The 26,666-nt window shown below is 32.1% G+C and carries 27 protein-coding genes and 2 other RNA genes; 10 read left to right on the plus strand and 19 right to left on the minus strand.

What is annotated here, in order from left to right; all coding sequences use genetic code 11:
* Window positions 1-30: 30 nt before the first annotated feature.
* From guaB to ppk2, 5 genes are all read right to left on the minus strand, one after another.
* The gene (guaB, locus tag DZ68_RS0101190) at window positions 31-1,479 is read right to left on the minus strand and encodes an IMP dehydrogenase (RefSeq protein WP_024789103.1); all 1,449 of its coding nucleotides are present in this window, start codon (window positions 1,477-1,479) and stop codon (window positions 31-33) included.
* Window positions 1,476-2,831 (minus strand): Asp-tRNA(Asn)/Glu-tRNA(Gln) amidotransferase subunit GatA, encoded by a 1,356-nt coding sequence (gene gatA / locus DZ68_RS0101195; protein ID WP_024789104.1) that lies wholly within the window; start codon window positions 2,829-2,831, stop codon window positions 1,476-1,478. Before gatA ends, guaB begins: the two co-directional genes overlap by 4 nt.
* Window positions 2,828-2,935 carry a hypothetical protein gene (locus tag DZ68_RS0101200; RefSeq protein WP_024786874.1) on the minus strand — a complete coding sequence of 36 codons (108 nt, stop codon included), beginning with the start codon at window positions 2,933-2,935 and terminating at the stop codon, window positions 2,828-2,830. The genes gatA and DZ68_RS0101200 overlap by 4 nt, the downstream gene beginning before the upstream one ends.
* Window positions 2,928-5,672 carry an isoleucine--tRNA ligase gene (gene ileS, locus DZ68_RS0101205; protein ID WP_024789105.1) on the minus strand — a complete coding sequence of 915 codons (2,745 nt, stop codon included), beginning with the start codon at window positions 5,670-5,672 and terminating at the stop codon, window positions 2,928-2,930. Before ileS ends, DZ68_RS0101200 begins: the two co-directional genes overlap by 8 nt.
* Window positions 5,673-5,788: 116 nt before the next feature.
* Entirely contained in the window at window positions 5,789-6,586 is a 798-nt protein-coding gene (gene ppk2 / locus DZ68_RS0101210; protein WP_024789106.1) for a polyphosphate kinase 2, read from the minus strand.
* 50 nt (window positions 6,587-6,636) lie between these two features.
* Here ppk2 and DZ68_RS0101215 point away from each other — a divergent pair, with 50 nt between their 5' ends.
* From DZ68_RS0101215 to DZ68_RS0101235, 5 genes are read left to right on the plus strand one after another with little or no spacing between them, the layout of a single operon-like run.
* Window positions 6,637-7,644, plus strand: coding sequence for a CinA family protein (locus DZ68_RS0101215; protein ID WP_024790525.1), 1,008 nt, complete (start codon window positions 6,637-6,639; stop codon window positions 7,642-7,644).
* 11 nt (window positions 7,645-7,655) lie between these two features.
* Complete coding sequence (locus DZ68_RS0101220) at window positions 7,656-8,672, plus strand: bifunctional 3,4-dihydroxy-2-butanone 4-phosphate synthase/GTP cyclohydrolase II (protein WP_024790526.1); 1,017 nt, start codon at window positions 7,656-7,658, stop codon at window positions 8,670-8,672.
* Complete coding sequence (gene hemH / locus DZ68_RS0101225; protein ID WP_024789109.1) at window positions 8,669-9,562, plus strand: ferrochelatase; 894 nt, start codon at window positions 8,669-8,671, stop codon at window positions 9,560-9,562. The genes DZ68_RS0101220 and hemH overlap by 4 nt, the downstream gene beginning before the upstream one ends.
* Window positions 9,537-9,959 carry a D-aminoacyl-tRNA deacylase gene (dtd, locus tag DZ68_RS0101230; protein ID WP_024789110.1) on the plus strand — a complete coding sequence of 141 codons (423 nt, stop codon included), beginning with the start codon at window positions 9,537-9,539 and terminating at the stop codon, window positions 9,957-9,959. Before hemH ends, dtd begins: the two co-directional genes overlap by 26 nt.
* A gap of 1 nt (window position 9,960) precedes the next feature.
* A complete protein-coding gene (locus DZ68_RS0101235) occupies window positions 9,961-10,371 on the plus strand; it encodes a DUF2914 domain-containing protein (RefSeq protein WP_024789111.1) in 411 nt (136 codons plus the stop codon).
* Between the two features lie 250 nt (window positions 10,372-10,621).
* On the opposite strand, the gene dnaK is transcribed toward DZ68_RS0101235, so the two are convergent.
* From dnaK to panB, 6 genes are all read right to left on the minus strand, one after another.
* Window positions 10,622-12,505: a molecular chaperone DnaK gene (gene dnaK / locus DZ68_RS0101240; RefSeq protein WP_024789112.1), complete on the minus strand. Its 1,884-nt coding sequence runs from the start codon at window positions 12,503-12,505 to the stop codon at window positions 10,622-10,624.
* Window positions 12,506-12,515: 10 nt separating this feature from the next.
* Window positions 12,516-13,061, minus strand: a complete 546-nt coding sequence (locus DZ68_RS0101245; protein ID WP_035003027.1) for a nucleotide exchange factor GrpE — start codon at window positions 13,059-13,061, stop codon at window positions 12,516-12,518.
* A complete protein-coding gene (locus DZ68_RS0101250) occupies window positions 13,048-13,800 on the minus strand; it encodes a hypothetical protein (protein ID WP_024789114.1) in 753 nt (250 codons plus the stop codon). The genes DZ68_RS0101245 and DZ68_RS0101250 overlap by 14 nt, the downstream gene beginning before the upstream one ends.
* Before the next feature lie 99 nt (window positions 13,801-13,899).
* Window positions 13,900-14,901, minus strand: a complete 1,002-nt coding sequence (locus DZ68_RS0101255) for an AI-2E family transporter (RefSeq protein WP_024789115.1) — start codon at window positions 14,899-14,901, stop codon at window positions 13,900-13,902.
* Between the two features lie 8 nt (window positions 14,902-14,909).
* Window positions 14,910-15,902, minus strand: coding sequence for a Holliday junction branch migration DNA helicase RuvB (ruvB, locus tag DZ68_RS0101260; RefSeq protein ID WP_024789116.1), 993 nt, complete (start codon window positions 15,900-15,902; stop codon window positions 14,910-14,912).
* Window positions 15,902-16,678: a 3-methyl-2-oxobutanoate hydroxymethyltransferase gene (gene panB / locus DZ68_RS0101265; protein WP_024789117.1), complete on the minus strand. Its 777-nt coding sequence runs from the start codon at window positions 16,676-16,678 to the stop codon at window positions 15,902-15,904. Before panB ends, ruvB begins: the two co-directional genes overlap by 1 nt.
* 49 nt (window positions 16,679-16,727) lie before the next feature.
* Between panB and trpA the strand changes: the two genes are divergently transcribed.
* The 3 genes from trpA (at window position 16,728) to rnpB (ending at window position 18,392) form a co-directional block, all read left to right on the plus strand.
* Entirely contained in the window at window positions 16,728-17,453 is a 726-nt protein-coding gene (trpA, locus tag DZ68_RS0101270; protein ID WP_024790527.1) for a tryptophan synthase subunit alpha, read from the plus strand.
* Between the two features lie 210 nt (window positions 17,454-17,663).
* Window positions 17,664-18,038, plus strand: a transfer-messenger RNA (tmRNA) gene (ssrA, locus tag DZ68_RS10590).
* 30 nt (window positions 18,039-18,068) lie between these two features.
* An RNA gene (gene rnpB / locus DZ68_RS10535) (RNase P RNA component class A) lies at window positions 18,069-18,392 on the plus strand.
* Here rnpB and DZ68_RS0101280 read toward each other — a convergent pair.
* A complete protein-coding gene (locus DZ68_RS0101280) occupies window positions 18,386-19,327 on the minus strand; it encodes a lipopolysaccharide assembly protein LapB (RefSeq protein WP_024786887.1) in 942 nt (313 codons plus the stop codon). The genes rnpB and DZ68_RS0101280 overlap by 7 nt on opposite strands.
* A gap of 84 nt (window positions 19,328-19,411) precedes the next feature.
* Between DZ68_RS0101280 and dnaG the strand changes: the two genes are divergently transcribed.
* Entirely contained in the window at window positions 19,412-21,031 is a 1,620-nt protein-coding gene (dnaG, locus tag DZ68_RS0101285; RefSeq protein ID WP_024790528.1) for a DNA primase, read from the plus strand.
* On the plus strand, window positions 21,009-21,971 hold the full coding sequence (locus DZ68_RS0101290; RefSeq protein WP_024790529.1) for an argininosuccinate synthase domain-containing protein: 963 nt from the start codon (window positions 21,009-21,011) through the stop codon (window positions 21,969-21,971). Before dnaG ends, DZ68_RS0101290 begins: the two co-directional genes overlap by 23 nt.
* A 59-nt stretch (window positions 21,972-22,030) precedes the next feature.
* Here DZ68_RS0101290 and mrdA read toward each other — a convergent pair whose 3' ends face one another.
* From mrdA to DZ68_RS0101325, 7 genes are read right to left on the minus strand one after another with little or no spacing between them, the layout of a single operon-like run.
* Complete coding sequence (gene mrdA / locus DZ68_RS0101295; protein WP_024790530.1) at window positions 22,031-23,809, minus strand: penicillin-binding protein 2; 1,779 nt, start codon at window positions 23,807-23,809, stop codon at window positions 22,031-22,033.
* Window positions 23,788-24,108 carry a hypothetical protein gene (locus tag DZ68_RS0101300; RefSeq protein WP_156920204.1) on the minus strand — a complete coding sequence of 107 codons (321 nt, stop codon included), beginning with the start codon at window positions 24,106-24,108 and terminating at the stop codon, window positions 23,788-23,790. Before DZ68_RS0101300 ends, mrdA begins: the two co-directional genes overlap by 22 nt.
* Before the next feature lie 59 nt (window positions 24,109-24,167).
* A complete protein-coding gene (locus DZ68_RS0101305) occupies window positions 24,168-24,647 on the minus strand; it encodes an N-acetyltransferase (protein WP_035906994.1) in 480 nt (159 codons plus the stop codon).
* On the minus strand, window positions 24,644-25,234 hold the full coding sequence (gene yihA / locus DZ68_RS0101310) for a ribosome biogenesis GTP-binding protein YihA/YsxC (RefSeq protein ID WP_024790531.1): 591 nt from the start codon (window positions 25,232-25,234) through the stop codon (window positions 24,644-24,646). The genes DZ68_RS0101305 and yihA overlap by 4 nt, the downstream gene beginning before the upstream one ends.
* The gene (locus tag DZ68_RS0101315) at window positions 25,231-25,680 is read right to left on the minus strand and encodes an LptA/OstA family protein (protein WP_024786894.1); all 450 of its coding nucleotides are present in this window, start codon (window positions 25,678-25,680) and stop codon (window positions 25,231-25,233) included. Before DZ68_RS0101315 ends, yihA begins: the two co-directional genes overlap by 4 nt.
* A complete protein-coding gene (locus tag DZ68_RS0101320; protein WP_156920205.1) occupies window positions 25,677-26,117 on the minus strand; it encodes a hypothetical protein in 441 nt (146 codons plus the stop codon). Before DZ68_RS0101320 ends, DZ68_RS0101315 begins: the two co-directional genes overlap by 4 nt.
* A gap of 44 nt (window positions 26,118-26,161) precedes the next feature.
* Window positions 26,162-26,659: an HAD family hydrolase gene (locus tag DZ68_RS0101325; RefSeq protein WP_024790533.1), complete on the minus strand. Its 498-nt coding sequence runs from the start codon at window positions 26,657-26,659 to the stop codon at window positions 26,162-26,164.
* Window positions 26,660-26,666 lie beyond the last annotated feature (7 nt).

Below are 26,666 nucleotides of genomic sequence, written 5' to 3' on the forward strand. Positions count from 1 at the left end.
AAATGGAAAGTTAATGAAGAAAAAAGAAAATTATTGGTGATAATTAGGAGCTTCTTTTGTAATAGTTACATCATGCACATGTGATTCTTTAAGACCGGCACTTGTAATTTCCACAAATTCAGCCCTTTCCCAGAAAGTCGGTATATTTTTTGCACCGCAGTATCCCATAGAAGACCTAAGACCACCAATCAACTGGTGAATTACATCGGCAATTTTCCCTCTGTATGGAACCATACCTTCAATTCCTTCAGGAACCAACTTATCAGCCGCTGTTCCCTCCTGAAAATATCTGTCATTGCTTCCTTTTTGCATAGCACCGATACTTCCCATACCTCTGTATGCTTTATACTGTCTTCCCTGATACATAATAGTTTCACCTGGACTTTCTTCCGTACCTGCGAGTAAGCTTCCAATCATTACACAGCTTGCACCGACTGCCAAGGCTTTTGCGATATCTCCCGAATATTTAATACCTCCGTCCGCTATTACAGGTACATCAAATTCTGCCGCAGCAGCCGCACATTCATCAATCGCACTGATTTGAGGAACCCCTACGCCTGCGACTATCCTTGTTGTACATATACTTCCCGGACCTATTCCTACTTTTACACCGTCGGCCCCCGCTGCAATTAAATCTCTTGTTGCCCCTGCCGTAGCTACATTCCCGGCCACCACATCAACATCAAATCTTTTTTTGATATCACTAACCAAATCTAAAATACCCTGAGAATGACCGTGGGCCGAATCTACAACGATTACATCAACGCCGGCTCCTACAAGCGCGGCGGCTCTTTCAATTCCATTTCCGACCCCAACCGCAGCAGCCACTCTTAATCTTCCATATTTATCTTTGTTTGCATTTGGATAATCTTTTTTCTTTTGGATATCTTTAATGGTAATAAGCCCTTTTAAATAACCGTCTTCATCCACAATAGGAAGTTTTTCAATTTTATTTTTATGCAGGATTTGTTCTGCTTGCTCTAATGTTATTCCCTCTCTTGCGGTAATTAACGGCATAGGAGTCATAAGATCTTTTACCAATCTATTATAATTTTGTTCAAATCTAAGGTCTCTGTTTGTAAGAATACCGAGCAGTTTATCATTTTTATCAACCACAGGCACGCCAGAAATTTTATATGTTGCCATAATTTCAAGAGCTTTGGCAATAGTGTCTTCAGGGTAAACTTTGACAGGGTCTATTATAATACCGCTTTCACTTTTTTTAACTTTAATTATTTCTTTCGCCTGAGTCTCAATATCCATATTTTTATGAATTACCCCTATTCCTCCAAGTCTAGCCAATGCAATTGCGGCTCTTGCTTCTGTAACAGTATCCATCGCAGCAGAAACAATAGGAATATTTAAAGATACATTTCTTGTAAATCTTGTTTTTAAATTCACTTCTTTAGGCAAAACATTAGAATACTGTGGGACTAAAAGTACATCTTCAAAAGTCAGAGCTTTATATTTTATTCTCATTTACTATCCTTTACAATGTTTTCAACAATTTTTGCACCGTCAAAAAGAGTCTGCTCGTCAAAATGTTTAGCAATTAGTTGCATACCGATCGGCATATTGTCTTTATCTTTTGCAATTGGAAGTGATATAGCAGGAACGCCTGCCAGATTCACGCTTATTGTATAAATATCGCTTAAATACATTTCAAGCGGGTCTTTTTTAGAATTAAATTCAAATGCCGTTGTCGGTGTGACAGGTATCAAAACCAAATCAGCCTCGCTGAATAATTTGTCATATTCGTTTTTAATGATATGTCTTACTTTTTGGGCTTTTAGATAATAAGCGTCATAATATCCGCTTGAAAGAACGAATGTTCCGAGCATGATTCTTCTTTTTACTTCTTCTCCAAACTGTGCTCTTGTCAATTTGTAAGTCTGTTTTAAATCTTTTCCTTCAATTCTGTTTCCGTATCTCATACCGTCAAATCTCGCAAGATTTGAGCTTGCTTCGGCCGTTGCCACTACATAATAAGTTGCCACATCTATTTTGGAATTCATCAGACTCTTATGAATAATTGTATGACCTTCTTTTTCAAGAGTGTTTATTACATCAAAAATAGCTTTCTTTATCTCTTCGCTTGCTTCATCTATATAATTATCAATTACCGCTATTTTTAATTTTCTGTTTTCATTAAATTCTATTTTTTTATTCTCAACTGGTGCACTCGTAGAATCATGTTTGTCATACCCGGCAATAATATTGTATAAAATTGCGGCATCTTCAACATTTTGTGTAATCGGCCCGATTTGGTCAAGACTGCTTGAAAAAGCCGTGAGCCCGTATCTGCTAACTCTTCCGTAAGTAGGCTTCATGCCCACAACCCCACAAAATGCGGCAGGCTGACGAATTGAACCTCCGGTATCACTTCCAAGAGCGGCAATTGCAAGATTGGCACCGACTACTGCGGCACTTCCCCCGCTGCTTCCGCCAGGAACCCTGTTTGGATTATTGGGATTTAATGTTTTTCCGTAAGTGCTTGTTTCTGTAGAACTTCCCATTGCAAATTCATCCATATTTGTTTTACCAAAAGGACTTAGTCCGTTATTTAGCATTTTTTCAATTACTGTTGCATTATAAGGGGCCACATAACCTTTTAAAATTTTAGACGCACACGTAATTTCCCAGCCTTTTACGTTTATATTGTCTTTTATTGCAACAGGAATTCCGTCTCCCAATTCATTTAAATCAGTACCTAAAAACTGTTCAATATACCCACCGAGCTCTTTTTTTTCTTTCGCTTTTTTCCTTATATCTTTTTTAATTTCCTTTATCTCTTCTTTAGGTAATGTTAAAGCTTCTTTCAGTGTTATCATTTATTCTCCTTTAAATTTTTAAGCCACAAATATATTAAATAACTCCCTACCGCCAAAAAAATTGCAGTTAAAGCAACAAGCCATGAAGGAACAGGTTTATCCATTTATAACCTTATTGCATCTAACACAAAGCCCGCCTTCTTCTTTTGCTAAATATCTCCAGCATCTTGGGCATTTATGCAGAGGAGATTTTTTAATTTTTATAACAAACTGCTCATCTTTTGTATGAAATTCGCCAAATTCCTCTCCTTCTATTTCATCACCAATCATACTAACAACAAAAAAATCAGCCATTTCTTCATTTATTAATTCCACATAATTCGTTTCAATGGCAAGTTCAAGAGTATCTTTTATAACTTTTTCTTTTTTAAGTTTATCAACAAGTTCAAAAAATCTTCTTCTTATTTCGAGAATTTCATCACTTATAGGATTTTCCACATCTGCCAAAGGGGTATATACAAAATCAAATACATCCTTTGCGTCTTCTTTTATAACATTAGGTGCATGCTCAACCGCTTCATCCATTGTATATGTAAGAACAGGTGCCAAAATAGAAACAAGACCTCTTGCTATTAAAGCCATAGCACTCTGGGAATTTCTTCTTTTAGGAGAATCTTTAGCCTCACAATAGAGTCTGTCTTTACAAACATCAAGATATATTGCGCTAAGCTCGGTAACTATAAAATTATTTAAAATATTAAGAGCTTTCGAAAAATCATATTTGTTAAACAGATATATAACCTCATCAAACACATTTTTAGCCCTGTTTAATATCCATTTATCTATATTTGAGGGAGCACTTAGATTTATTTCTTCCAAATCATTAACATTGGCAAGTAAAAATCTTATTGTATTTCTCAGCTTTCTGTATTGTTCAGAAACCTGTTTTAATATATTTTCCCCAAGTTTTATATCTCCGCTGTAATCACTGCTCGCAACCCATAACCTCAGGATTTCGGTTCCGTATTTTTTGGCAACTTCACTAGGTGCAACAACATTCCCTTTTGATTTGCTCATTTTTTCACCGTTTTCATCAACAGTAAATCCGTGTGTTAAAATTGATTTATACGGTGCTTTATTTTCAACTGCGGTTGAAACAAGCAATGAACTTTGGAACCAGCCCCTGTGCTGGTCGCTTCCTTCAAGATACATACTCGCCGGATAATTACCAGCATCGTATCTGCCTGATTTAAGCACTGCAAACCATGTAGAGCCGCTGTCAAACCAAACATCCAAAATATCATCTATTTTTTCAAGTTTAGGCGCCATTTCTTTTTTATTTTCAGGTAAAAGTTCCTCTATGCTCATTTCATACCAGGCATCGGCACCTTTTACTTTAAAAATACTATAAATATTTTCAATAATTTCATCGTCTATTATTAGCTCACCTGTTTCTTTATTTCTAAAAAACGCAATTGGCACTCCCCAGTCTCTTTGTCGTGAAATACACCAGTCAGGTCTGTTGCTGAGCATTGATGTTAATCTGTTTTTACCGGTTTTTGGGGTAAATTCAATATTTTCAATTTCTTTTAGGGCTTTGTTTCTTAGTGTATTACCTTCGTAAGTCTTATCCATTGCTATAAAAAACTGTTTTGTCGCCCTGAAAATAACAGGATTGTGACATCTCCAGCAATGAGGATAAGAGTGGGTAAATTTAGAGGATTTTATTAAATTCTCACCAAGCAGTTCCAAAATTTTTTCATTTGCCTCGAATATATGCATTCCTACAAATTCGCTTGATTTATCTCCCAAAAGTTTTTCAGTTTCTAAAGTTTTTGAATATTTACCTTCACTGTCAACCGGCTGTAATATATCCGAATATCCGTATTTTAACCATACTTTATAATCTTCTTCCCCGTGCCCCGGAGCCGTATGAACGCAGCCTGTTCCGCCGTCCATTGTCACATGTTCTCCGAGTAAAATCACAGAAGTTCTGTTGTTTAAGGGATTTATTGCTTTTAAACCTTCAAGTTCTTTCGAATCAAATTCTTTTACAATATCCCCTCTTACAACATCTTCACTTCTTAATGTCTCATAAAGAGGTTTGGCGACTATAAAATCATCGCTTGTCAAAACATATTTAACTTCAGGAGAAAGAGCTATTCCCATATTTGCCGGAAGTGTCCAAGGTGTTGTTGTCCAGATTATTATTTTGGCATGTTTAGTTCCAAGAGTTTTGTTTGCCTCTTTGCTTAGAGGAAATGTAACATAAATGGAATAATCTTGCTTTTCTTCATATTCGACCTCAGCTTCAGCAAGTGCTGTTTCATCATGCATACACCAAAAAACAGGCTTGCTTCTTTCTACTAAAAGCCCTTTTTTTGCTATTTCGCTTAATGCTTTATAAATATCTGCTTCAAAAGCAAAATCCATCGTCTTATAAGGATTTTCCCAATCTCCTATAACACCGAGAGCCTTAAATTCTTCTTTTTGTATTTCTATAAATTTGGCGGCATGAGTCCGGCAAAGTTCCCTTATTTTTGTTTTAGGAAGATTTTCTTTTTTTGCCCTTCCGATTTTCTTTTCAACCTGCTGCTCAATAGGAAGGCCGTGACAGTCCCAACCGGGTACATATCTTATATCAAAACCCTGAAAATAATAAAATTTATTGATTATATCTTTTAGAATTTTATTTAAAGCATGCCCTATATGAATATGACCGTTTGCATAAGGGGGACCGTCATGAAGATTAAATCTTTCATTGCCTTGTCTGTTTTGTTTCATTTTTTCATAAACATTTTCACTAAACCATTTTTTATATCTTTTTGGTTCGTTTTGAGGTAAATTTCCGCGCATGGGAAATGTAGTCTTGGGCAAAAGAAGAGTTTCTTTATAATCCATTAAAGTTTCCTTTTTTTGCGAAGTATTATACCATAAATGTTAAGTGAAAAATGAAAAGTGCAAAATGAAAAATAAATTATCTACAATTTTTCACTTTTAATCTTTAACTTTCCATTTTATTCAATATGCGAAACAAATTTCACAATAGTAGGATCAGGCAGAAAAAAATAATCTTTATCATCATAATCAAACTGGGAGATAATATCCCTTATTATATTAATTCTTGCTCTTTTTTTATCATTTGCATCAACTATAACCCATGGTGCATAAGGAGTTGAGCTTGCGGCAAACATATCATCTTTTAATTTTTGATATTCATCATAATGCTCATAACTTTTCCAGTCAAGTGTTGAGAGTTTCCATTTTTTTAGCGGATCCGTTTCACGTGATTTTAATCTTTTATACATTTCCTCCTTGCTGATGTTTAAATAATATTTAAAAAATTTTATTCCATCATCTACTATAAGTTCTTCAAATCTCGGACACTGACGGATAAATCTTAAATATTCCTCATGAGTACAAAATCCGAAAATAACTTCAACCCCTGCCCTGTTGTACCAGCTTCTATTAAAAAATACCATTTCTCCACCGGCCGGAAAATGAGGTACATATCTCTGAAAATACCATTCACTCTTTTCTTTATTGCTTGGTTTATCAAGAGCCACGCTTCTGGCAAACCTTGGATTTAAATGTTCAAGTATTCTTTTTATTGTTCCGTCTTTTCCCGCGGTATCCATTCCTTCAAAAACTATTAGCATTCTTTTTTGATGTTTTTGAATCCATGTCTGAAGTTTTACAAGCTCTATTTGAAGATTTAAAAGTTCTTTTTCATAAAATTTATCCTTCAATTTTCCGTTTTTTTTAAACACTTTCTCTTTAGGCAAGGTATATTCAGGCAAATTGTTTTTTTTCATTTTTTTCTCCTTTTTGATACAATATCTTAATTATAACAAAAGGATAAACAATGGAAGTTTTTTTCGTGGGAAAAGCATGGAAATTTAAAAAAAATCTAAGAGATGAACTTTTAAAAAAAATTGATTATGACAAACTTACGTTTTTAGATAAATTCGATATTAATTTTAAGCCCCAAAAAGAAACAATAATTGTCACAGATGAAAATTCTTATCCTCTTGTAGCCAAAATATTTGCAAACCTTACAAATCAAAATTTAGTGGTAAAAGATAATTTTTTGGTTCCTGAAATGGCAAAATATTCTAAAAATTCCTTCTTAATTGATTTTTATTATCAAATAAATATAATATTATTAAAAGACCAAATACCTGAAATTTTAATAATATCCCCGGAATATGAAGAAATAAACATATTTAATCTGGATATAGAGAGTGCGAAACTGCTGTTGGAGCCTGTTTTTAACGCCTATAAAATAAACCCCATTATTTTCGAAGAAGCGGGAATAATAAAAATTTACACCGAACCTATTGATTTTAATATAAAAAAGGAAATTTTAAGCACTGTTCCGTATACTGTTTTCGGAAATATATTCGAGCATATTGTAAACAATCTGCCTCCTAAAAAAATAACATTCGCAGAAAGCTGTACAGGAGGGCTTATTGCAAGCACTCTAACAAAAATTTCAGGAAGCAGCAACTGTTTTGACGGAAGCGTTGTGACTTATGCAAACAGAATAAAACACGAATGGCTTGGGGTTGAAGAGCTGACACTTGAAAAATACGGCGCTGTAAGCGAACAAACAGTAAAAGAAATGCTCCTCGGGGCACTTGAAATTTCTAAGGCGGATTATGCCCTGGCCGTTAGCGGAATAGCCGGACCTACAGGAGGGACGCCTCAAAAACCAGTGGGAACTGTATATATAGGCGTGGCAAACAAAAAAGAACTTAAAGTAGAACTTTTACACCTCAAAGGTGACAGAAATTATAATCAGTATCTGGCAATGATGAATGCAATAAGACTTTTTATTACATTTAGCGGCCTTTATAGTAAAATTTCATAAAAAGGCAATTAATGGATTCAATTGAAAGAGTAAAAAAAGCAATAGAAGAAATTCAAAAAGGCAATATCATTATAATGATTGATGATGAAGACAGGGAAAATGAAGGGGATTTGGTATATGCTGGAGTATTTTCAACTCCCCAAAAAGTAAATTTTCTGGCAAGCAAGGCCAAAGGTTTAATCTGTGTATCTTTAACAAAAGAAATAGCTGATAATCTTGATTTAACCCCCATGGTTCCGCAAAATAAAGAGAATTTTTCAACAGCCTTTACAATAAGCGTGGATGCAAAAGAAACCAAAACTGGAATCAGTGCATATGAAAGAGATATGACTATAAAAAAATTAAGCTCACCTGTTTCAAAACCAGACGATTTTGTGCGCCCGGGGCATATTTTCCCGTTAATTGCAAAAGACGGAGGGGTACTAGTCAGAACCGGCCATACAGAAGGAAGTGTAGATATTTGCCGTCTGGCCGGGGTTTACCCCGTAGCGGTAATTTGTGAGATAATGAAAGAAGACGGAACAATGGCCAGAAGAGGAGATTTGAAAGAATTTGCTAAAAAGCACAATTTAACAATAGTATATATTTCAGATATTGTAGAATACAGACTACAGTTTGAAAGTTTGGTTAATATTGAAAAAAAAGAAAAAATAACTATTCAAGGTGTTGATTTTGAAAAAATAACTTTTATTGACCATTTAGGCAATAGACATTATGTACTAGCAAACAATCCAAAAGAAACTACAAATGTAAAATTTTATCCTGTTATGAACAATGTAGATTTTATTTTAAATGAAAAACTTATAGATGAATATAATAAAATATTAGATTATATTAAATATAATTCTGGTGTTATTGTTTTTATCAATTCAAATTCAAATGATAAAAATAAAGAGTTCGGAATAGGGGCTCAAATACTCAAAAACCTTGGAATAAAAAATTTAAATCTGTTTTCACACAAAAAAAGCGAATTTAATTCTTTGAAAGGATTCGGCTTAGAAATAAACAAATATCTGGAAATAAAATGAAAGCGGTAGTTTTGATGAATATGGGAGGGGCAAGAAGTGAAAAAGAACTTAAAGAATTTTTATTTAATATGTTTATGGATAAAAGAATAATAAACTCGCCTTTGAGATATTTTCTTGCGCCCCTTATTTCAAATATAAGATATAAAAAAGTATGGAAAAATTATGAAAAAATCGGCGGCAGCAGAATTTATAAAATTACTGAACAAATATCTAAAAAACTTAAAAACAGCAGTTTTGATGTTTTGTATTCCATGCGATACACAAAACCAAATTTAAAAGATTTAGATTTACAAAAATATGAAGAAATTATCTTTTTACCACTTTATCCACACTACTCTTTTACAACATACCAAAGTAGTGTTGATGAAATAAAAGAGCTTAATTTAAAAATTCCATATAAAATAATAAAACCTTTTTATAAAAATGAAAAATTTAATGAAATAATTAAAGCAAATATTTTAAATTCAATTGATAATCCTAAAAATTGGAATTTAATATTTTCAGCCCACGGACTTCCAAAAAGTATCATAAAAAAAGGTGATTCATACGAAAAAGAAGTAAATGAGCATGTAAATATTTTAAAAAAATTATTACCTGAATTTAAATCTATAAACTTAGCATATCAGTCAAGATTCGGACCGAGTGAATGGCTAAAACCTTATTTACACGAAAAGCTTAAAAAATATAAAAATGAAAATGTTTTAATTTATCCCATTTCATTTATGATAGACAATTCAGAAACAGATTTAGAACTTAAAATTGAGTATAAATACCTTGCAGAAGAAATTGGTATAAAAAATTATAAAGTGGTTGAATGCCCAAATGATAATGAAAACACAATAAATTTTTTAAAGGAATTAATTAATGAAAGCAATAATTCAAAGAGTTAATTATTCTGCCGTTTTTGTTGAAAATAAATTAATTAGTGAAATAAATAAAGGACTAAATGTTTTAATCGGATTTGAATCAACCGATACAGAAGAAAATATTTATAAAATGGCAAAAAAAATTGCAACCTTAAGAATATTTGAAAATTTTTCAAAAAGCATTTTAGATATTGACGGAGAAATACTTTTAATTCCAAACTTTACCATAGCCGGAGTTACCAAAAAAGGGACAAAACCCAATTTTCAATATGCTATGAAAAAAGAATTGGCACAGCAATTTTATGATAAAATGTTAAATGAATTGAATAATTACTGCACCTGTAAAAGCGGTAAATTCGGAGCCGAAATGAATGTAATAATAAATAATGAAGGACCTGTAAGTTTAATATTGGAGATATAAAATGAAAAAAATTGCTTTTATGTTTTTTGCTGTTTTTGCGTTTTCATATAATTTAAAACAGTTTACAACATGCAAGAATGTAAAAAATCTCACACCTGTTGAAATAACCGATGTATTTACCACAAAAGATAAAAAAGTTTTTGCATTTGCAAAATTTACAAATATAGAGGAGAATAGACTGATAGATTTTGTATGGGAAAAAAATGTTAATGACATATGGAAGCTGTATGCCGATATACAACTTCCTATATACAAAGGCCTAAGATGGAGAACATATTCAAACATAAAAATCAGACCTTTTTTTACAGGTAATTGGAGAGTAAGTATTTATGACGGTAACAATATAATTGCCATTAAAGAATTTAAAATTGTTAATGAAGTTAATGAAACAAATTCCGCTCAACAACATTAATCCATAATGTAAAAATTAATGCATTAATTAAATATACGGGGGAAGAGAACAAATTTTTTACTACAAAAAAGCCAAAAGGCAAATAGCTACACAGCCTCCTGATTAAGGGTACTTTTTATTTCATATTATTTAATCAGTTTTAAATTTAAAATTAGGCACTGAGTAAATTATGCTTTTTATATTAAATAATAAAAAATATATACTAATTACAGTGACAGACACTTAATTTTAAAATAAAAAAAGCAGAGGATTATTCAACCTCTGCATCTATTACGTCGTCGTCCCCGCCTTTATTTTGTTGTTGATTCTGTTGTGCTCCACCTTGAGCCTGTCCGCTTGCCGCCATATTCTGAGCCGCTTTTTGCAACTGGGCTTCAAGCTCAGCTTTTAAGCTGTCAATTTTTGCTTTGTCTTCGCTTTGTGCCTGAATAAGTTCTTTTGCTTCTTTGATTTTAGCTTCAAGTGCACTTATGTCACCAAGTTTATCTTTATTGTCTTTTATGAATTTTTCAGCCTGATATGCAACAGCGTCAAGTTCATTTCTTGCTTTTATAGCTTCAATTCTTGCTTTTTCTTTTTTATTTGCTTCTTCAGCTTCTCTAATCATTCTTTGAATTTCTTCTTCATTTAAAGTTGAACTTCCTGTAATTGTAATTTTTTGTTCTTTTCCGCTTGTTTTGTCTTTTGCGCTAACATTCAATACACCGTTTGCGTCTATATCAAATGTAACTTCTATTTGCGGCACACCTCTTGGTGCTGGCGGAATTCCTTCAAGATTGAATTGTCCAAGTGATTTATTGTCTTTTGCAAGTTCTGCCTCACCTTGCAATACATGAATAGTAACCGCTGTCTGGTTATCTTCAGCTGTGCTGAAAATTTGTGATTTTCTAACAGGTATTGTTGTACCTTTTTCAATAATTTTTGTCATTACCCCACCGAGTGTTTCAATACCAAGACTTAACGGTGTAACGTCAAGTAACAATACATCTTTTACTTCGCCTTTAAGAACTCCTCCCTGAATTGCCGCACCAAGTGCAACCACTTCATCAGGGTTTACAGATTTATTAAGTTTTTTACCGTTAAAATATTCGCTTACCAGTTGTTGGACTTTTGGAATTCTTGTACTTCCTCCAACCATTACAATTTCATTGATTTCGTTTTTGCTGAGTCCTGCATCGTTTAACGCAGTATCAATATGTTTTAATGTTTCAGCCAACAAATCGTCAATCATCGCTTCAAATTTTGCTCTTGTCAGTTTTTTAACCAAATGTTTTGGCCCTGTCTGATCTGCTGTAATAAACGGTAAATTTATTTCAGTTTCTTCTTTACTTGATAATTCTTTTTTAGCATTTTCCGCTGCATCTTTTAACCTTTGAAGAGCCATTTTATCATTGCTTAAATCAATTCCGCTCTCTGCTTTAAATTCGCTAATCAACCATTCCATAATTCTTTGGTCAAAATCATCACCACCCAAAAATGCGTTACCGTCTGTTGAAAGTACCTGGAATGTGCCATCGCCGATTTCAAGCACTGTTACGTCAAATGTACCCCCTCCAAGGTCATATACAAGAATTTTTTCTTCACCTTTTTTGTCAAGTCCATAGGCAAGCGCCGCAGCTGTAGGTTCGTTGATAATTCTCAACACATTAAGTCCTGCAATTTTTCCAGCTTCTTGAGTCGCTTTTCTTTGTGAGTCATTAAAGTATGCAGGTACTGTAATTACAGCTTCTGTTACTTCTTCTCCAAAGAATTCTTCTGCGTCTTTTTTAAGTTTCATTAAAATTTTTGCACTAATTTCTTGCGGAGTATATACTTTTCCGTCCACTTCCACCGCACAAGCTCCGTTTTTATCCACAATTTTATATTGAACGTGTTTTTTAGCTTCCTGGGCTTTTGGCTCATTACACATCATACCCATAATTCTTTTTACTGAATAAATGGTTCTTTCCGGATTTGTAATTGCCTGTCTTTTGGCAGGTTCACCCACCAACACTTCGCCTTTGTCTGTAAAAGCCACTACTGATGGGGTTGTGTTTCTACCTTCTTTATTTGGTATAATTTTTGCATCTTTTCCGTCATAGTATGCCATTGCTGAGTTTGTTGTACCTAAATCTATTCCTATTACTTTTGCCATTTTTCCCTCCTTAAGATTTTTTATTTATTGTAACCATTGATGGTCTTATAAGTCTGTCTTTTAATTTATAACCTTTTTGATAAATATCCACTATTGCACCGTCTTCATGCTCTTCACTTTGAACATGCTGAATCGCCTGATGAATTTCAGGATTAAATTCATCATGCTCAACAGGCTCTATTCCGTGGTTTTTAAATGTATCAAGCATTTTTTTAAGTGTTAGCTCCACGCCTTCGACAAGTTTATCGAAAGCTTCTTCTTTATTTTCTATATCACCGGCATGAACAATTGCAAGCTCGAGCGAATCAACTACCGGCAGTAAATCTTTTGCAAATTTTTCATATGCATATTCTATCAGTGCATCTGTTTCTTTTTTAATGATTTTTTTATCGTTTTCACATTTTGCATAAGCCCTGAGTGCTTCATCGAGCTTTTGCTTTAATTCTTCATTTTCTTTTCTCAAAGCTTCCACATCAATTTGCTGCTTTTCATTTTGTTCTTGGTTTTTTTGATTATTTTTTTCATTTTCCATTTTTAACTTTTCATTTTTGTTCATCAGCCCCTCCTTCACTGAACAGGTTCAAAAAATTTGAATATATATCGCCTATCAATATATATTCATACCATTTGTCTTCAACTTTTTTCAAATCTTTATATATAAGTATGCTGTTCATAAAATTTAAACCTTTTCGAATTTTTTCAAATTCGAAATTTATAAAAGGTTTAATATCAATTATTTGAGAAAATTCAAATAATCTTTTTTGATTATAACATAAATATTCATATACAGAATCAATTTTTTTAATTAATTCAGTTAAATTTAAATGATACAAATATGATTCAATCTGAGTGATATATACACCCTCAAGTGATTTTAAAAAATTAAAGATATTTTCATCATATTTAAATATCAGTTCGTTTTTTTCAAATTCAAGAATTATAAATTTATGATATTTATAAACCTTTTTTAGCAACTCATTTTCAAAGATCTTAGCCGTAAAATAAAGATTATTAAACTCTATTTTTTCTTCCAGCTTGTTAAAATCCGGATCAAATTCCTCAAAATATTCTCTCCAAAAAGCTTTTAAGGCTTTTTGGGAAGGTTTGGAACCGCTTGCCAAATGCTCTTTTTCTATCAATCCTGATTCTTTTAATTTCTGCAAATAGCTTCTTATACTAGAAGCTGAAAAAGGCAAATTTGCTTTTTCTTTCAGTTTAGTTGAGCTTATTGGAGATTCCTCTTTTAAATAATTTTTTATTAACTCCTCTAAAACTAACTCAACCTTATTTTTCATTTTGTCACTCTTTATGTTTAATTGACAGTATTATTATACAAAATAAATTTTATATTGTCAAGTTTTTTATATAAAATATTTAGGAAAATTTAGTCTATTTTACTCAATTTTCTCATAAAATCTAATTATTGACAAAAACATCGCGGTTACGGCAGGTCCTATTATGATGCCCCAAAGCCCGAAAGATGAAAGCCCGGCAAGAATAGAAAAGAATATAAGGAGTGAATTTACTTCAAATTCCCCTTTAAACAATTTTTTTACATTATCTATAATTATCGGTTTTATAAATGTATCCGCTATAACGGAAATCATAGCCACAGAATATATTGCAACTATTAACGCTCCCTCACTGTTTCCCTGAGCATATAAATATAAACTTACAGGCCCCCACATCAAAATACCGCCTACAACAGGAATAAGTGATGCAAAAGCATACATAACTGTAAAAAATATAAAGTTAAGCCCGTATATACTTACAATAAATCCGAACAATACACCCTCTAATAATGCCGTTAAAACAGTGGAATAAAAAACTATACTCATAACTTCGCTTGTTCCGAAAAATATTTTTTCAAGCTTTTCATTTTCAAGAGGTATTATCTTTTGTAAAAACAAAAGTGTTTCTTTTCCGTATAAAACGGCAAAAAAGAAAAATATAACTATCAAAAACGCATCTTTTAAAAACACGGCGCTTTTTGCTGTAATTGTTCCTACAAAAGGCATAATGGTATTATAAATTTGAGTAATATGCTCCGGATTAATATAAGTTTTTACTTCATCTTGCATAAATGATGGAAGATAATGAATAAGATTCTGAGCTTTAGTCAAAATATCTTTTATTTCATTTATATCTATTTGGGTTATAACACTTCCCGCTTTGAAAATAAAATATAAAATAGGCCCGAAAATCAAAAAAGCAAAAATAAATGTAACTATTGTACTTACTAAATATTTATTTTTAATTTTTAATGAAATAAAATATATAACTTTTCCAAAAGCCACAGCCATAAGAGAAGCTATTGCAATATCAAGTAAATACGGTTTATATGTGAGATATACAAAATAACCTATAATTAATGTAAGAATTCCCAAAATTTTCATTTTTCCCCCTAAAATAGACTGCAAGGCGTAAAATTTAAAATTTCATATGTTTTTCTTGTTGCAATTCTGCCTTTTGGCGTTTTTTCTATAAATCCGTTTGCAATTAAAAAAGGTTCAATTACCTCTTCTATTGTATCCGCATCTTCACTTAAAGCCGCAGAGATAGTTGAAAGTCCCAGAGGTTTTTTAGCCTCGGCCAGCAAACTTAAAAATCTGATATCAAGTTCGTCAAATCCGTATTCGTTAATTCCCAAAGCGTCAAGTGCAAAATCGGCAATATTTTTATCTATTGTTTTTTTATTTTCCACTTCGGCAAAATCTCTTACCCTTTTAAGCAGCCTTAAGGCAATTCTCGGGGTTCCCCGCGAACGTTTGGCTATTTCAACTGCGGCATCGTTATTTATACCGATATTCAGTTTTTTACTTGCAAGTTTAACAATAAGGCTTAATTCTTCAACATTGTAAAAATTAAGTCTGAAGCTCATTCCAAACCTGTCCCTTAAAGGATTACTCAGCATTCCGGCTCTTGTAGTGGCCCCGATAAGAGTAAATTTTGCGACATCAATTTTAATGCTTTGAGCCGCAGGTCCGCTTCCTATTACAATATCAAGCCTGAAATCTTCCATGGCTGAATATAAAACTTCTTCGATTGTAGATTTTAATCTGTGAATTTCATCTATAAACAGAATGTCACCGTCTTCAAGATTAGTTAAAATTGCCGCCAAATCTCCACTTTTTTCAAGCATTGGAGCGGCTATTGTTTTAATACTCGAATTCATTTCGTTTGCAATAATATTGGCCAAAGTTGTTTTACCAAGTCCGGGAGGGCCGAAAAAAAGAATATGATCAACCGTTTCGCTTCTTTTTTTAGCCGCTTCAATAAAAACTTTTAAATTTTTTTTAATCTGTTCCTGACCTATATATTCATCAAAATTTTTAGGTCTTAATGATTTTTCGTATGTTTCTTCAAAACTTACTTTTTCTATTTCGACTATTCTCATTAATAAATCTCTTCAACGCCCGGAAATCTGGAATTTTTAACATCATCTACATATTTTTTGACAGCAACTCTAACCATCTCAGCCCCGTTTAAATAACGTCTTACAAATTTAGGTTTAAAGCTTTCAAAAAATCCAAGCATATCAGACCAGACTAAAACCTGGCCGGTCGTATATCTCCCTGCGCCTATTCCAATTGTAGGAATTTTTATTATCTCAGTTATTTCTTTTGCGACTTCTTCTTTTACTCCTTCGATTACAAGCATAACCGCACCAGCCTCTTCTATTGCTTTGGCATCTTCAAGCAGCTTTTGGCGGGAAATTTCGTCTTTTCCCTTTACTTTATACCCACCTTCACTTCTGCTAAACTGAGGCATTAAACCTATATGCCCCACCACAGCTATGGCGTTATTTGTCAATAATTTAACGGTATCCGCTTTTTCAGCTCCACCTTCAAGTTTAACGGCATCCGCTTTTGTCTCTTTATAAACCCTTATTGCGTTTTCAAGCGCTTTATTGGGTGTAGAATAACTTCCAAATGGCATATCGCATACAATAAAAGCTTTTTTTGCCCCGTTGCACACGGCTTTGGTATGATATATCATCTGCTCCATTGTAGCTGTCAATGTATCGTTTTCTCCCATAAAAGACATATTTAAACTGTCTCCCACCAAAATAATATCTGCAATATCATCAAAAATTTTTGCAAAAAGAGCATCATAAGCGGTAATCATAGTAAGTTTTTCTTTTTTTTGTAATTTTGAAATAGTATTTTTCATTACCTGCCTTTTGATATAATTTCATATAATTATATCACAAAGGAAAAGAATGAAAAAACTCATAGCATATATAACCTGCGCTTATCCGGATAAAAATTTCACCATTGATTTAATAAACTCTTTAAAAGAAAACGGGGTGGATGGAATTGAACTCGGCATTCCCTTTTCAGACCCCGTAGCTGACGGTCCAATAATTCAGGAAGCTGATAAAAGGGCATTGGAAAACGGTTTTAAAATGGACGATTTGTTTGAAGTAGGTGAAAAAACAGGAAATAAAATAGATACCTATTGGATGGGATATTTTAATAATTTTTATCATAAAGGTTATGATTTTATGGTAAAAAAAGCAAAAGAGGCAAATATCAAAGGTTTTATCATTCCGGACCTGCCGTTCGAAGAAGCACAATATTATGAGAGTAAATTCCCTTTAATTTCCTTTGTGGCACCAACCGATTCTAAAGAAAGAATCAAAAAAATTCTTAAAAACCCAAAAGAATTTATATATCTCGTGGCATATGCCGGAATTACAGGTGCCGCAAAACAGGAAGATTTAAAAGAAATTATTGAATACATAAAAAACATCACTTCAACCCCTTTATTTATAGGGTTCGGTGTTAATGAAAAAACAGGCAAAGAAGAAGCAAAAGGCGTTGACGGGGTAATTGTAGGAAGCGCTTTTATAAAAATTCTTTTAGACGATTCGCTTAAAAACAGTGAAAAAATAAAAAACATTTCAAAAACGGCAAAAAATATAAAAGAAATAATTAATTCCTGAGCGTTTGTCTTACTTTTTAGTTATAATACTTTTATTAAATTAAAACTTAAACTTTTCTTAAAAAGGACTTGATTTTTTAAGGAAAAATTGATATAATTTTACTGTCAGCCGCAGTAAATGTAAGTTGAAAATGAAAAATTAAAGTGCAAAATGAAATGTTTTATAATATATTTTTAACTTTACACTTTTAACTTATAACTTATTTTTACTGGGGCTGACACGGATTTCGACGTGGGTAGAAAGCCCTAAGCTGCACGCGTGCCTGAGTAAGCACTAAAACGGCTCATTAAAAATAAACGCAGTAAATAACACAAATTATAGCCCAGCAGTAGCAAGAGCTGCTGCCTAATCATTAATTCGGGCGCCTTCGTCCGGTGAGGTTTGCCACAGCCTCGGACGAAGAGTAAAGTGTGGATAGAAATAAAGGCTTCGGATGCGGCCTTTATTTCGAAACTTTAGCATCCCTCTTTCCAAAAAGGCTTTGTTTGTTGGGCCTTGGAAAGAAGTAAAACCAATAAACTAAGCGTGTAGGCGCTTGGGGTACTCTACTGGCGGACTGGGGTTCGATTCCCCACAGCTCCACCAAAAGTTCAAGTTCTTGGATTTTTGATGGAGCTGGCATACCGGGAGGCTGCCCAAAAGGAGGAAAGTCCGGGCTGCGGCAAGGCAGGAGTCAGCCTAACAGGCTGCCGCCGAAAGGCGAGGGAAAGTGCCACAGAAATCAAACCGCCGATGGGGTTAATCCCACAGGCAAGGGTGAAAAGGTGAGGTAAGAGCTCACCGGGAATGTAGCAATACATTCCGCCGGTAAACCCACTCCGCAGCAAGAAGGGATGGTAAAGCCTTGCATATTTACCCTTCGCTCAAGCGGCACTGCAAAGTGTGCGCAAAGATAAATAGCCTCCAAAACAGAACCCGGCTTACAGGTATGCCTAAAGCTCTATATTCTTAAGATTTCTTTGCTCGGTTAAATTAAATATAACTTCTTCACTGAAAAGTTCATTACAGTTGGGACATCTTTTGGAATAAAGAGGAAAAGTTTTTTTACAGTTTTTACAAACATACTCAAATTCCAAAGTGGCAAAATCTTTTGGAAGATAATTTAAAACTTTAATTTCAAAAGGTGTAAATTCAGTAATTTTCCATTTACCGTTTTCTTTAAATTTTTTTGGTATATCACTCCTGTAAAAAATTAAATCAAAAAAATTATAAATCTCTTTATCATCAATTAATTCATAGGCTTTTTTAGGATTTGTTTGTAATAAATATGAAATATATTCCCTTTTAATAAAAGGATATTTTTTATAAACATCATCTATATTTTTAAATTCTTTGCAAAATTCTTTACAGCTTCCAAGTTTAAGATAATTCAAAACTGCGTTTGCTTTTTCTTTTTCCAGATTGACACCAAGTTCTTCAAATATTTCTATAATATCTACCGTTTCTTTATAATTGCCGAGTTTTTCGTCTATTATTAAAAGAGTTTTAAGCGTTTCTTTATCCCTTGGCCTGATTTGAAGAATCTGATATGCAACGGTTTTTGCTTTTTCCAAAAAACCGGCTTTTACATAAAGAGCTGTTATTTCTTTTAATATTTCAACACTTTTTACATTTTTATTTATCCACAGATAAATTTTTAACGCTTTTTCATAATCCCCCTCTTTTTTATAAGCACGGGCAAGCAAAATAAGCGCTTCAACAGAAGAATAATCAAGTTTAACATTTTCAATTTCCAAATATTCAAAATCTTTTAAAAAATTATGAAGTTTCTGTTCTTTTAAATATTCCCTAAACCTTCCGATGGCTATAGTTATTAGAGAGCTTAAAAGTATAATTATTATAAATAAAATAATCTGAAACAGAGGGTCACGCATATTTAATCCTTAAATAAATGAAAAATTAAAAATGTAAAGTTAAAAATTATCTTCAATTATACATTATTTTATTATAATTCCATTATGATAAAAAACGAATCGATAGAAAATTTAAAAAGTATCATAGATATTGTAGATGTTATAGGAAATTATATCCAGTTAAAAAAAGAAGGAAGCAACTATAAAGCCCTTTGTCCTTTTCATTCGGAAAAAACCCCTTCATTCGTAGTAAGTCCCGCCAAACAGATATACCACTGTTTCGGATGCGGTGCAAGCGGCGATGCCATAAAATTCGTAATGGATATGGAAAAACTCTCTTATCCGGAAGCTATAGAAAAACTTGCAAGTATGTACAATTTTAAACTTGATTACACATCATCAAAATCGTTTATAAAAATTGACATTTTAGAATCGGTTAATAATTATTACATTTCAAATTTATATAAAAACAAAACAGCTCTTGAATATCTAAAAGAAAGAGGCTTAAAAGATTCAACCATAGAAAAATTTTCCCTCGGATTCGCACCCGATTCAACAACACAGATAAAATATTTTAAAAACGCCAAATTAGATTTTAAGGCTTTAAATGAACTTGGCGTTCTTGTAAACAACGAATATCCTCGTCTGATTGAGAGAATAACATTCCCCATTTTTTCTTCAAGCAATAAAATAATAGCTTTCGGGGGAAGAACCATAACAAATCATCCCGCAAAATATATAAACTTTACAAACACAAAAATTTTTAACAAATCAAAAATACTTTACGGGCTTAATTTTGCAAGGGAACATATTTTAAGAAAAAAAGAAATAATAATAGTGGAAGGATATATGGATGTGATAATGCTGCATCAGGCGGGATATGAAAATGCAGTTGCAACGCTTGGAACGGCACTTACCTTGGAACATCTTCCGATTTTAAAAAAATTAAATGCAAAAACAAATATTTTATATGACAGCGACAGTGCAGGAATTAATGCGGCTTTGAAAGCGGCCAAAATGCTTTATAGAGAATTTTTCGAGGGAAAGGTTATTTTGCTTGAAGGGGGCAAAGACCCTGCCGATATTGTTAAAAACGGCGAAAATTTAGAAAATTATATAAATAAAAGTATAAATTTTAAAGATTTTATAATTGAAAACACTATACAAAAATATGATATAAAAAATGCCGTTCAAAAACAAAAATGTCTTAATGAATTAAAAGAATATATAATAAAATTACCGGAAATTTTAAAAGAAGATTTTATCTTAACAACATCCCAGCTGTTACAAATAAACCAGAGACTTTTTTATATAAAAACAAACAAAAAACCTGAAAACCAAAATAAAAAACTGGATATAGCAGAAGCAAGCATTATAAAAACACTCTATGAAAACCCCGGTATAATGGATGAAATTGTTGAATATTTAAGCGTAGACGTTTTTAAAACCCACAAAAATGAATTGCAGCTTGTATATGCCGAAGATTTCAAAAATCCAGATTTGCTCGATATAGTTTTAAGAGATGAAGTTAAAATTCTTTCTTTCGAAGCGTTAAAAAATCAAATCAGAAAACTTTTAATTCCTTATTATCAGGAAAAAGTTCTAAAAATAAAATCAGATAAAAACTTAACCCCAAATGAAAAAATGCATAAATTAAAAATTTTTAATTTAAAACTTCAGCAACTTAAAAAAGGAGAGCTTGTTGAAAGCGATAGCACTCTTTAGCGGGGGGCTTGATTCAGCCCTTGCTATAAAACTTATTCAAAAACAAAACATTACGGTAGAAGCACTTTATATTGATATAGGATTTGAAACAAACAAAGAAAAAATTGAATTTTTAAAAAGGGCTTCTGAAAAATTAAATGTAAAATTACATATTGAAGACATAAAAGACGAATATATCAAAAATATACTTTTTTCCCCTAAATACGGATATGGCAAAAATCTTAACCCGTGTATCGACTGCCATGCGAATATGATTAAAGTTGCTAAAAATATTATGGAAAAAATAGATGCAAAATTTATAATAAACGGTGAAGTGGTTGGGCAAAGGCCTATGAGCCAGAGACTTCCTGCAATGAATGCTGTTACAAACCTTTCAGGTGCAAAAGGGCTTATTTTAAGACCGCTAAGTGCAAAATTACTGCCTCCTACCATTGCTGAAATAAAAGGATGGGTTGAGAGGGAAAAACTTTTGGGTATAAGTGGCAGGGAAAGGAGAGTGCAGCTTGAACTTGCTAAAAAATACAATATCGAGGATTTTATAGAATCTCCTGGCGGCGGATGCCTGCTTACCGATGCAAATTTTTCAAAAAGAGTTATTGACTTAAAAAACAGTCTTGGATTTAGCTCAAAAGAAATAGATATTTTAAAAGTAGGAAGACATTTTAACATAAACGGATATAAAATAATTATATCAAGAAACAAAGACGAAAATCCTGTACTTAAAAACTACAAAGGAGACTTGTTCGAAATAATGACATGCAATAATTTCCCTGGCCCTGTCGGTCTTATCCAAAAAAACACATCCCAGGATATAAAACAGCTTGCAAGTGATATGATGGTAAGTTATACAAAATTTGAAAAAGGAGAAATATTAATAGGGAACAAAAAATATCTTGGAGAAAAAAAAGATAAAAAAGAGTTTTCTAAGTATATAATTTGATTTTTATTAATTTTTCATTTTACATTTTACACTACTCACTACTCACCACTCACCACTCACTATTTTATGTATCCTTTTTTATAAAGCCAGGTATAAATTTTACTTACAATATCTCCCGCAGCTGAGCCTCCGTGCCCCCCGTGTTCTATTAAAACTGTTACCACAAACTGCGGTTTTCTGTAAGGTCCGTAAGTGCTCAGCCATGCATGAGAACGTTTAAAATAAGCAAGTTCGTCTTCTCTTTTTCTTTTTTTAACAGCCTGGGGGATAGAATAAACCTGTGCCGTACCTGTTTTCCCTGCTATTTGAAAAGGGGTATGAATATGTCTTGTGGCTGTTCCCCCCGGGGAATTACAAACTTCCCACATTCCTTTTCTTATTATCCATAAACTTCTTTTTTCTTTTTTACTTAAAACATCTTTTAAAACCGGCTTTTTAATATTATTGTCTATTTTTTCAACCAAAAAAGGTTTTGGCAATTTTCCACTTGCAATCAAAGCGGTATTTACAGCAACTTGCAAAGGAGTGGCCAAAAAATATCCCTGCCCTATAACAGCATTTAATGTTTCCCCTATAAACCACGGTTGGTGATATTTATTTACCTTCCATTTTTTATCTGGAACAATACCTGTTTTTTCATTAGGCAAGTCAATTCCCGTTTTTTTGCCAAATCCCATTTTTTTAAGATTTTTGGACAAATAGTCTATTCCTATTTTTAAACCGAGCTGATAATAATATGTATCGACACTTCTTTTTATCGCTTTTATCAAATCTGTTTTTCCATGGCCTGAAGGCTTCCAGTCTCTGAATTTTCTTCCCCCTATTTCAATATACCCGGGACATTCTATTTTTTTCCACGGATTCCATTTCCCGCTTGCGGCAGCAATTAACCCTTCAGCGGGTTTGACAATGGAACCCGGAGGATAAAGACCGCTAACGGGTTTATTTAAAAGGGGATTATATATGTCAAATAAAAGTTTATTCCATTTATCTACACTTATGCCTTTTACAAAAAGATTGTCATCATACGAAGGATATGAAACAAGTGCCAAAATTTCTCCGTTTGTTTTCATTACCACAACCGCAGCACCTCGTTTATGTTCTTTTTTTAATAAATTGTAAATAAACGTTTGCAGATTTGTATCTATACTTAAAGTAATATTATGAGTAACAGGTTTTTTGACACTCAGTGTTTTTAATATTATGTTTCTTGCGTTTACAATAACTTTTTTTTCTCCCGCCTCTCCTTGCAAAATATTGTCATAATATTTTTCCACTCCTCTTTTACCGCTGATTTGGGTAAGTGATATCACAGTGTTGTTTTTTAAATCGTTAATATTTGCACGGGAAACATATCCCAAAACATTAGCCAAAATTTCCTTATACGGATATTCCCTTAAGTAACTTGGCAAAATATAAAAATCCTCGTCTATTGACAAAAAAGGCTCTATTTTATAAATAGTGTTTTCATCCATATATTCAAGAATCGTCACAGGTTTGTGATTATATAAAGAATCATACATTTTATATGTTTTAATAAGCTTTGTTTCATTAATATCCGGAACAAGCTGTTTTAAAAAATCAATTTTTTCTTTTAATATATTTTCTTTTAAATGCGGTTTTAAAGCAATATCGAATCTTAATTTATTAAAAGCTACCGGCTTATTGAATCTGTCAAAAATAATTCCCCTTACAGGCGGCAGCAATATAGTTTTTTCTTTGTTTTCCTTTGCAAGTTTATTATATTTGCAATAAGAAAGAATGCTTAAATCATAAATCCTGTATATAAGAATTAAAAAAAACAGAAAAATAAATGTTATAACGATTTTGCTTCGCACTTAAAAACCTTGATTAATAAAATATCAAATGAATAATTGAACAGCATATACATTAACAAAACATATATATTTACAGACTGAACAAAATAGATAAATAAAAAAATATACACAATTAAGACAAATACAACATCCTGATATTCAGGATTAATATAATCTATAATTTTATTTACTAAAAAAAACTTCAAAAAAAGATAAATAAATAATAAATAATAAATATTTACATTATGAATAATTGAAAAAAAGCCTATATAAACCACTCCTAAAATCCATTCGTCACAAAATAAAAAAAATCCTATCAATATAGGAAAAAAAGGCAAAAGAGCACTAAAAGAATTTATAAAAAATATTAAAATTATTTTTATAAATGTGTTAAAAGTGCTGTTTCGTTGCAATTCGGAAAAAATTTGCATTTTATACAATCCGCCCATATTTTTTTATCCGGTATAGATTCTTTCGGTATTTCCACAAAACCGAGTTTTTCAAAAAATTCTTTTTTGTAAGTAAGCACCAAAACTTCTTTTAATCCTAAGCTTTTAGCTTCTTTTAATAAAGTGTTTACTATTTCTTTACCGATTCCTTTTCCCTGATAATTCTTTTTTACCCCGAGTGAACGAATTTCCCCCAAAAAAGGGGAAAAAATATGAAGTGCGCCTACACCTACGGGTTTTTTCCCATCGTAAGCGACAACATAAGAACGGATATTTGTAGCAACTTCGTCATCATCTCTTTTTAAGATTATACCCTCGTCTACATATTCTTTTACAACTTCCTGAATATCTTTTATATTTTTTAACTTCGGTTTTACTAATTTAATATCTTTTAATTTTTCATTTTTCATTTTTCATTTTCCATTTTATAATTTCCCCATAAAATCTGATTAATTTTTTCTTTTACTTTGTCAAACCCTCTTTTTTTTATATTGGACACCAAAAGAGCATTTGGATAATCTTTTTTAAGTTTTGAAATTTCGCTTTGTTTTAGTTTGTCTATTTTTGTAAAAACAGTAATTATCTGCTGGTCTGGTCTTATAAATGAGTTTAAATAATTATCTACATTTTCATCTATTTCAAGATTCGGATGTCTTGCGTCCCTTAAATGGATAAAAAGTTTTATATTAAATCTGTTTTTTAAAAATTGATCCAGATTTTTACCCCACTCCTTTTTTAGCGATTTGGAAACTTTTGCATAACCGAATCCGGGTAAATCAATTAAAATAAATTTTTTATCATCATCTTCAATTTCAAAAAAATTAATAAGCTGAGTTTTTCCGGGTGTTGAAGATATTTTTGCTATTTTCTGGTTTAAAAAAGCATTTAAAAAACTGCTTTTGCCTACATTACTCCTCCCAAGAAGCGCTATTTCAAGCATACTCGGCTCAATCGCCTCTTTTATACTCGGGGCCGATTTTAAAAATTTCACTTTCATTTTTTAACCTTTATAATAATTACCGCAGGTTTGTTTACACCTTTTACAACCGCTTTTTTTGAAAATTTATTCAATTTTATATATCCGCCTTTTACGCTCTCATTAGTTTCTGTTTTCTTTACAAAAGCATTACCTTTTAAAATAATATCCCCGGAATTTACTTTATAATCCAAATAATCGCAGTATCCTTTATAAGTGGTGTTTTTATCCAGATTCAAAATAAATTTAACCCTCCCCAAAGCGACTAATTCTTTTAAAGATTTGTCTTTATTTAAATAAACTTTTATTTCATCGGCCAAAATATTGTCAATACCTTTTGTGGCGTTTACATCCCCTTTAAAATCCGAATAAAATTTATCAGGATAATAATTAAATGTTTTGCTTACAATTTTCAAATCATCCGCATGTAAAAAAACCAGCATTAAAAAAATTATTAATTTTTTCATTTTTTAACCTTTATATAATAAATTATATTTTTAGCATAAATATTCTTATTTCTGTCTATTTTAAAATATTTTCCTTTTCCTTTTGCTTTACCGGACGTGAAATTAAAATCATTTCCACTCAATGCTTTTTTTGCTTCATAATAAATTACATTTTTGGAATGCAGGATATAATCACTGTTTTTATAAGTCGCATTTTTAGCTTTAATAACATTATTGTTTTTTAAAGCCCATTTCGCAAAATATTTTTCTTGTTTTACTATATCATTGGCATAAAGGTTATTGAATTCATAATAATTTTTAAAAATATTCAATTTTTTAAAAGTTCCGTTGATTTCCAAAACAAAATTATATTTTTTAAATGTTCCGTTAGCAACCTCGATTAAAGGCAGTGTATTATTGTTTTTATGTTTAACACTTTTATATGTTTTCGTAGACATAAAAACGGGAAACAACATTATAAATAATATAAGAAAAAAAAATATTATTTTTGCCATAATTCTAAAAATTTATTATATAAATTTTCTTCTTTTAACAAAATTTCAATCATTTCCGCAACGGCTCCTTCTCCGCCTTTTTTATTTAAAGGATAATTTACATATTCATAAATAAAAGATGAAGCGTCATAAGGGGCAAATGTTCTTTTTACAAGCTTTAACATAGAAAAGTCGTTCATATCATCACCTATAACCGCCACTTCATCCAATGTTATTCCAAAATGATCTGTTATTCTTTTAAGCTCATCCGCTTTATTTCTTATACCCTGCCTTACGATTGTAATATCAAGTTCTTTTGCCCTTCTTTCAACAATTTTAGAAACCCTGCCGGTGATAATCGCACTTTTTTTACCCAAAGCGTTCCACGATTTTATCATCAACCCGTCTTTGGTATTAAATGACTTTATTTCATCCCCGCTTTCACTGTAATATATTTTCCCGTCCGTCAAAGTCCCGTCAACATCAAGCACTATCAATTCAATCATATATTTA

The organism is Lebetimonas sp. JS085 (assembly GCF_000523295.1).
Classification (GTDB): Bacteria; Campylobacterota; Campylobacteria; order Campylobacterales; family Nautiliaceae; genus Lebetimonas.

Coding starts and splice junctions, on each gene's coding strand:
- DZ68_RS0101280 (WP_024786887.1), bottom strand. CDS start 19,327: ATGCGTGACCCTCTGTTTCAGATTATTTTATTTATAATAATTATACTT.
- panB (WP_024789117.1), bottom strand. CDS start 16,678: ATGAAAAATACTATTTCAAAATTACAAAAAAAAGAAAAACTTACTATG.
- DZ68_RS0101250 (WP_024789114.1), bottom strand. CDS start 13,800: ATGAAAAATAAGGTTGAGTTAGTTTTAGAGGAGTTAATAAAAAATTAT.
- DZ68_RS0101220 (WP_024790526.1), top strand. CDS start 7,656: ATGGATTCAATTGAAAGAGTAAAAAAAGCAATAGAAGAAATTCAAAAA.
- DZ68_RS0101215 (WP_024790525.1), top strand. CDS start 6,637: ATGGAAGTTTTTTTCGTGGGAAAAGCATGGAAATTTAAAAAAAATCTA.
- gatA (WP_024789104.1), bottom strand. CDS start 2,831: ATGATAACACTGAAAGAAGCTTTAACATTACCTAAAGAAGAGATAAAG.
- ppk2 (WP_024789106.1), bottom strand. CDS start 6,586: ATGAAAAAAAACAATTTGCCTGAATATACCTTGCCTAAAGAGAAAGTG.
- DZ68_RS0101200 (WP_024786874.1), bottom strand. CDS start 2,935: ATGGATAAACCTGTTCCTTCATGGCTTGTTGCTTTAACTGCAATTTTT.
- guaB (WP_024789103.1), bottom strand. CDS start 1,479: ATGAGAATAAAATATAAAGCTCTGACTTTTGAAGATGTACTTTTAGTC.
- DZ68_RS0101320 (WP_156920205.1), bottom strand. CDS start 26,117: ATGTCTACGAAAACATATAAAAGTGTTAAACATAAAAACAATAATACA.
- ruvB (WP_024789116.1), bottom strand. CDS start 15,902: ATGAGAATAGTCGAAATAGAAAAAGTAAGTTTTGAAGAAACATACGAA.
- DZ68_RS0101255 (WP_024789115.1), bottom strand. CDS start 14,901: ATGAAAATTTTGGGAATTCTTACATTAATTATAGGTTATTTTGTATAT.
- hemH (WP_024789109.1), top strand. CDS start 8,669: ATGAAAGCGGTAGTTTTGATGAATATGGGAGGGGCAAGAAGTGAAAAA.
- trpA (WP_024790527.1), top strand. CDS start 16,728: ATGAAAAAACTCATAGCATATATAACCTGCGCTTATCCGGATAAAAAT.
- ileS (WP_024789105.1), bottom strand. CDS start 5,672: ATGGATTATAAAGAAACTCTTCTTTTGCCCAAGACTACATTTCCCATG.
- DZ68_RS0101315 (WP_024786894.1), bottom strand. CDS start 25,680: ATGAAAAAATTAATAATTTTTTTAATGCTGGTTTTTTTACATGCGGAT.
- yihA (WP_024790531.1), bottom strand. CDS start 25,234: ATGAAAGTGAAATTTTTAAAATCGGCCCCGAGTATAAAAGAGGCGATT.
- dtd (WP_024789110.1), top strand. CDS start 9,537: ATGAAAGCAATAATTCAAAGAGTTAATTATTCTGCCGTTTTTGTTGAA.
- dnaK (WP_024789112.1), bottom strand. CDS start 12,505: ATGGCAAAAGTAATAGGAATAGATTTAGGTACAACAAACTCAGCAATG.
- DZ68_RS0101235 (WP_024789111.1), top strand. CDS start 9,961: ATGAAAAAAATTGCTTTTATGTTTTTTGCTGTTTTTGCGTTTTCATAT.
- DZ68_RS0101305 (WP_035906994.1), bottom strand. CDS start 24,647: ATGAAAAATGAAAAATTAAAAGATATTAAATTAGTAAAACCGAAGTTA.
- DZ68_RS0101325 (WP_024790533.1), bottom strand. CDS start 26,659: ATGATTGAATTGATAGTGCTTGATGTTGACGGGACTTTGACGGACGGG.
- DZ68_RS0101245 (WP_035003027.1), bottom strand. CDS start 13,061: ATGAACAAAAATGAAAAGTTAAAAATGGAAAATGAAAAAAATAATCAA.
- dnaG (WP_024790528.1), top strand. CDS start 19,412: ATGATAAAAAACGAATCGATAGAAAATTTAAAAAGTATCATAGATATT.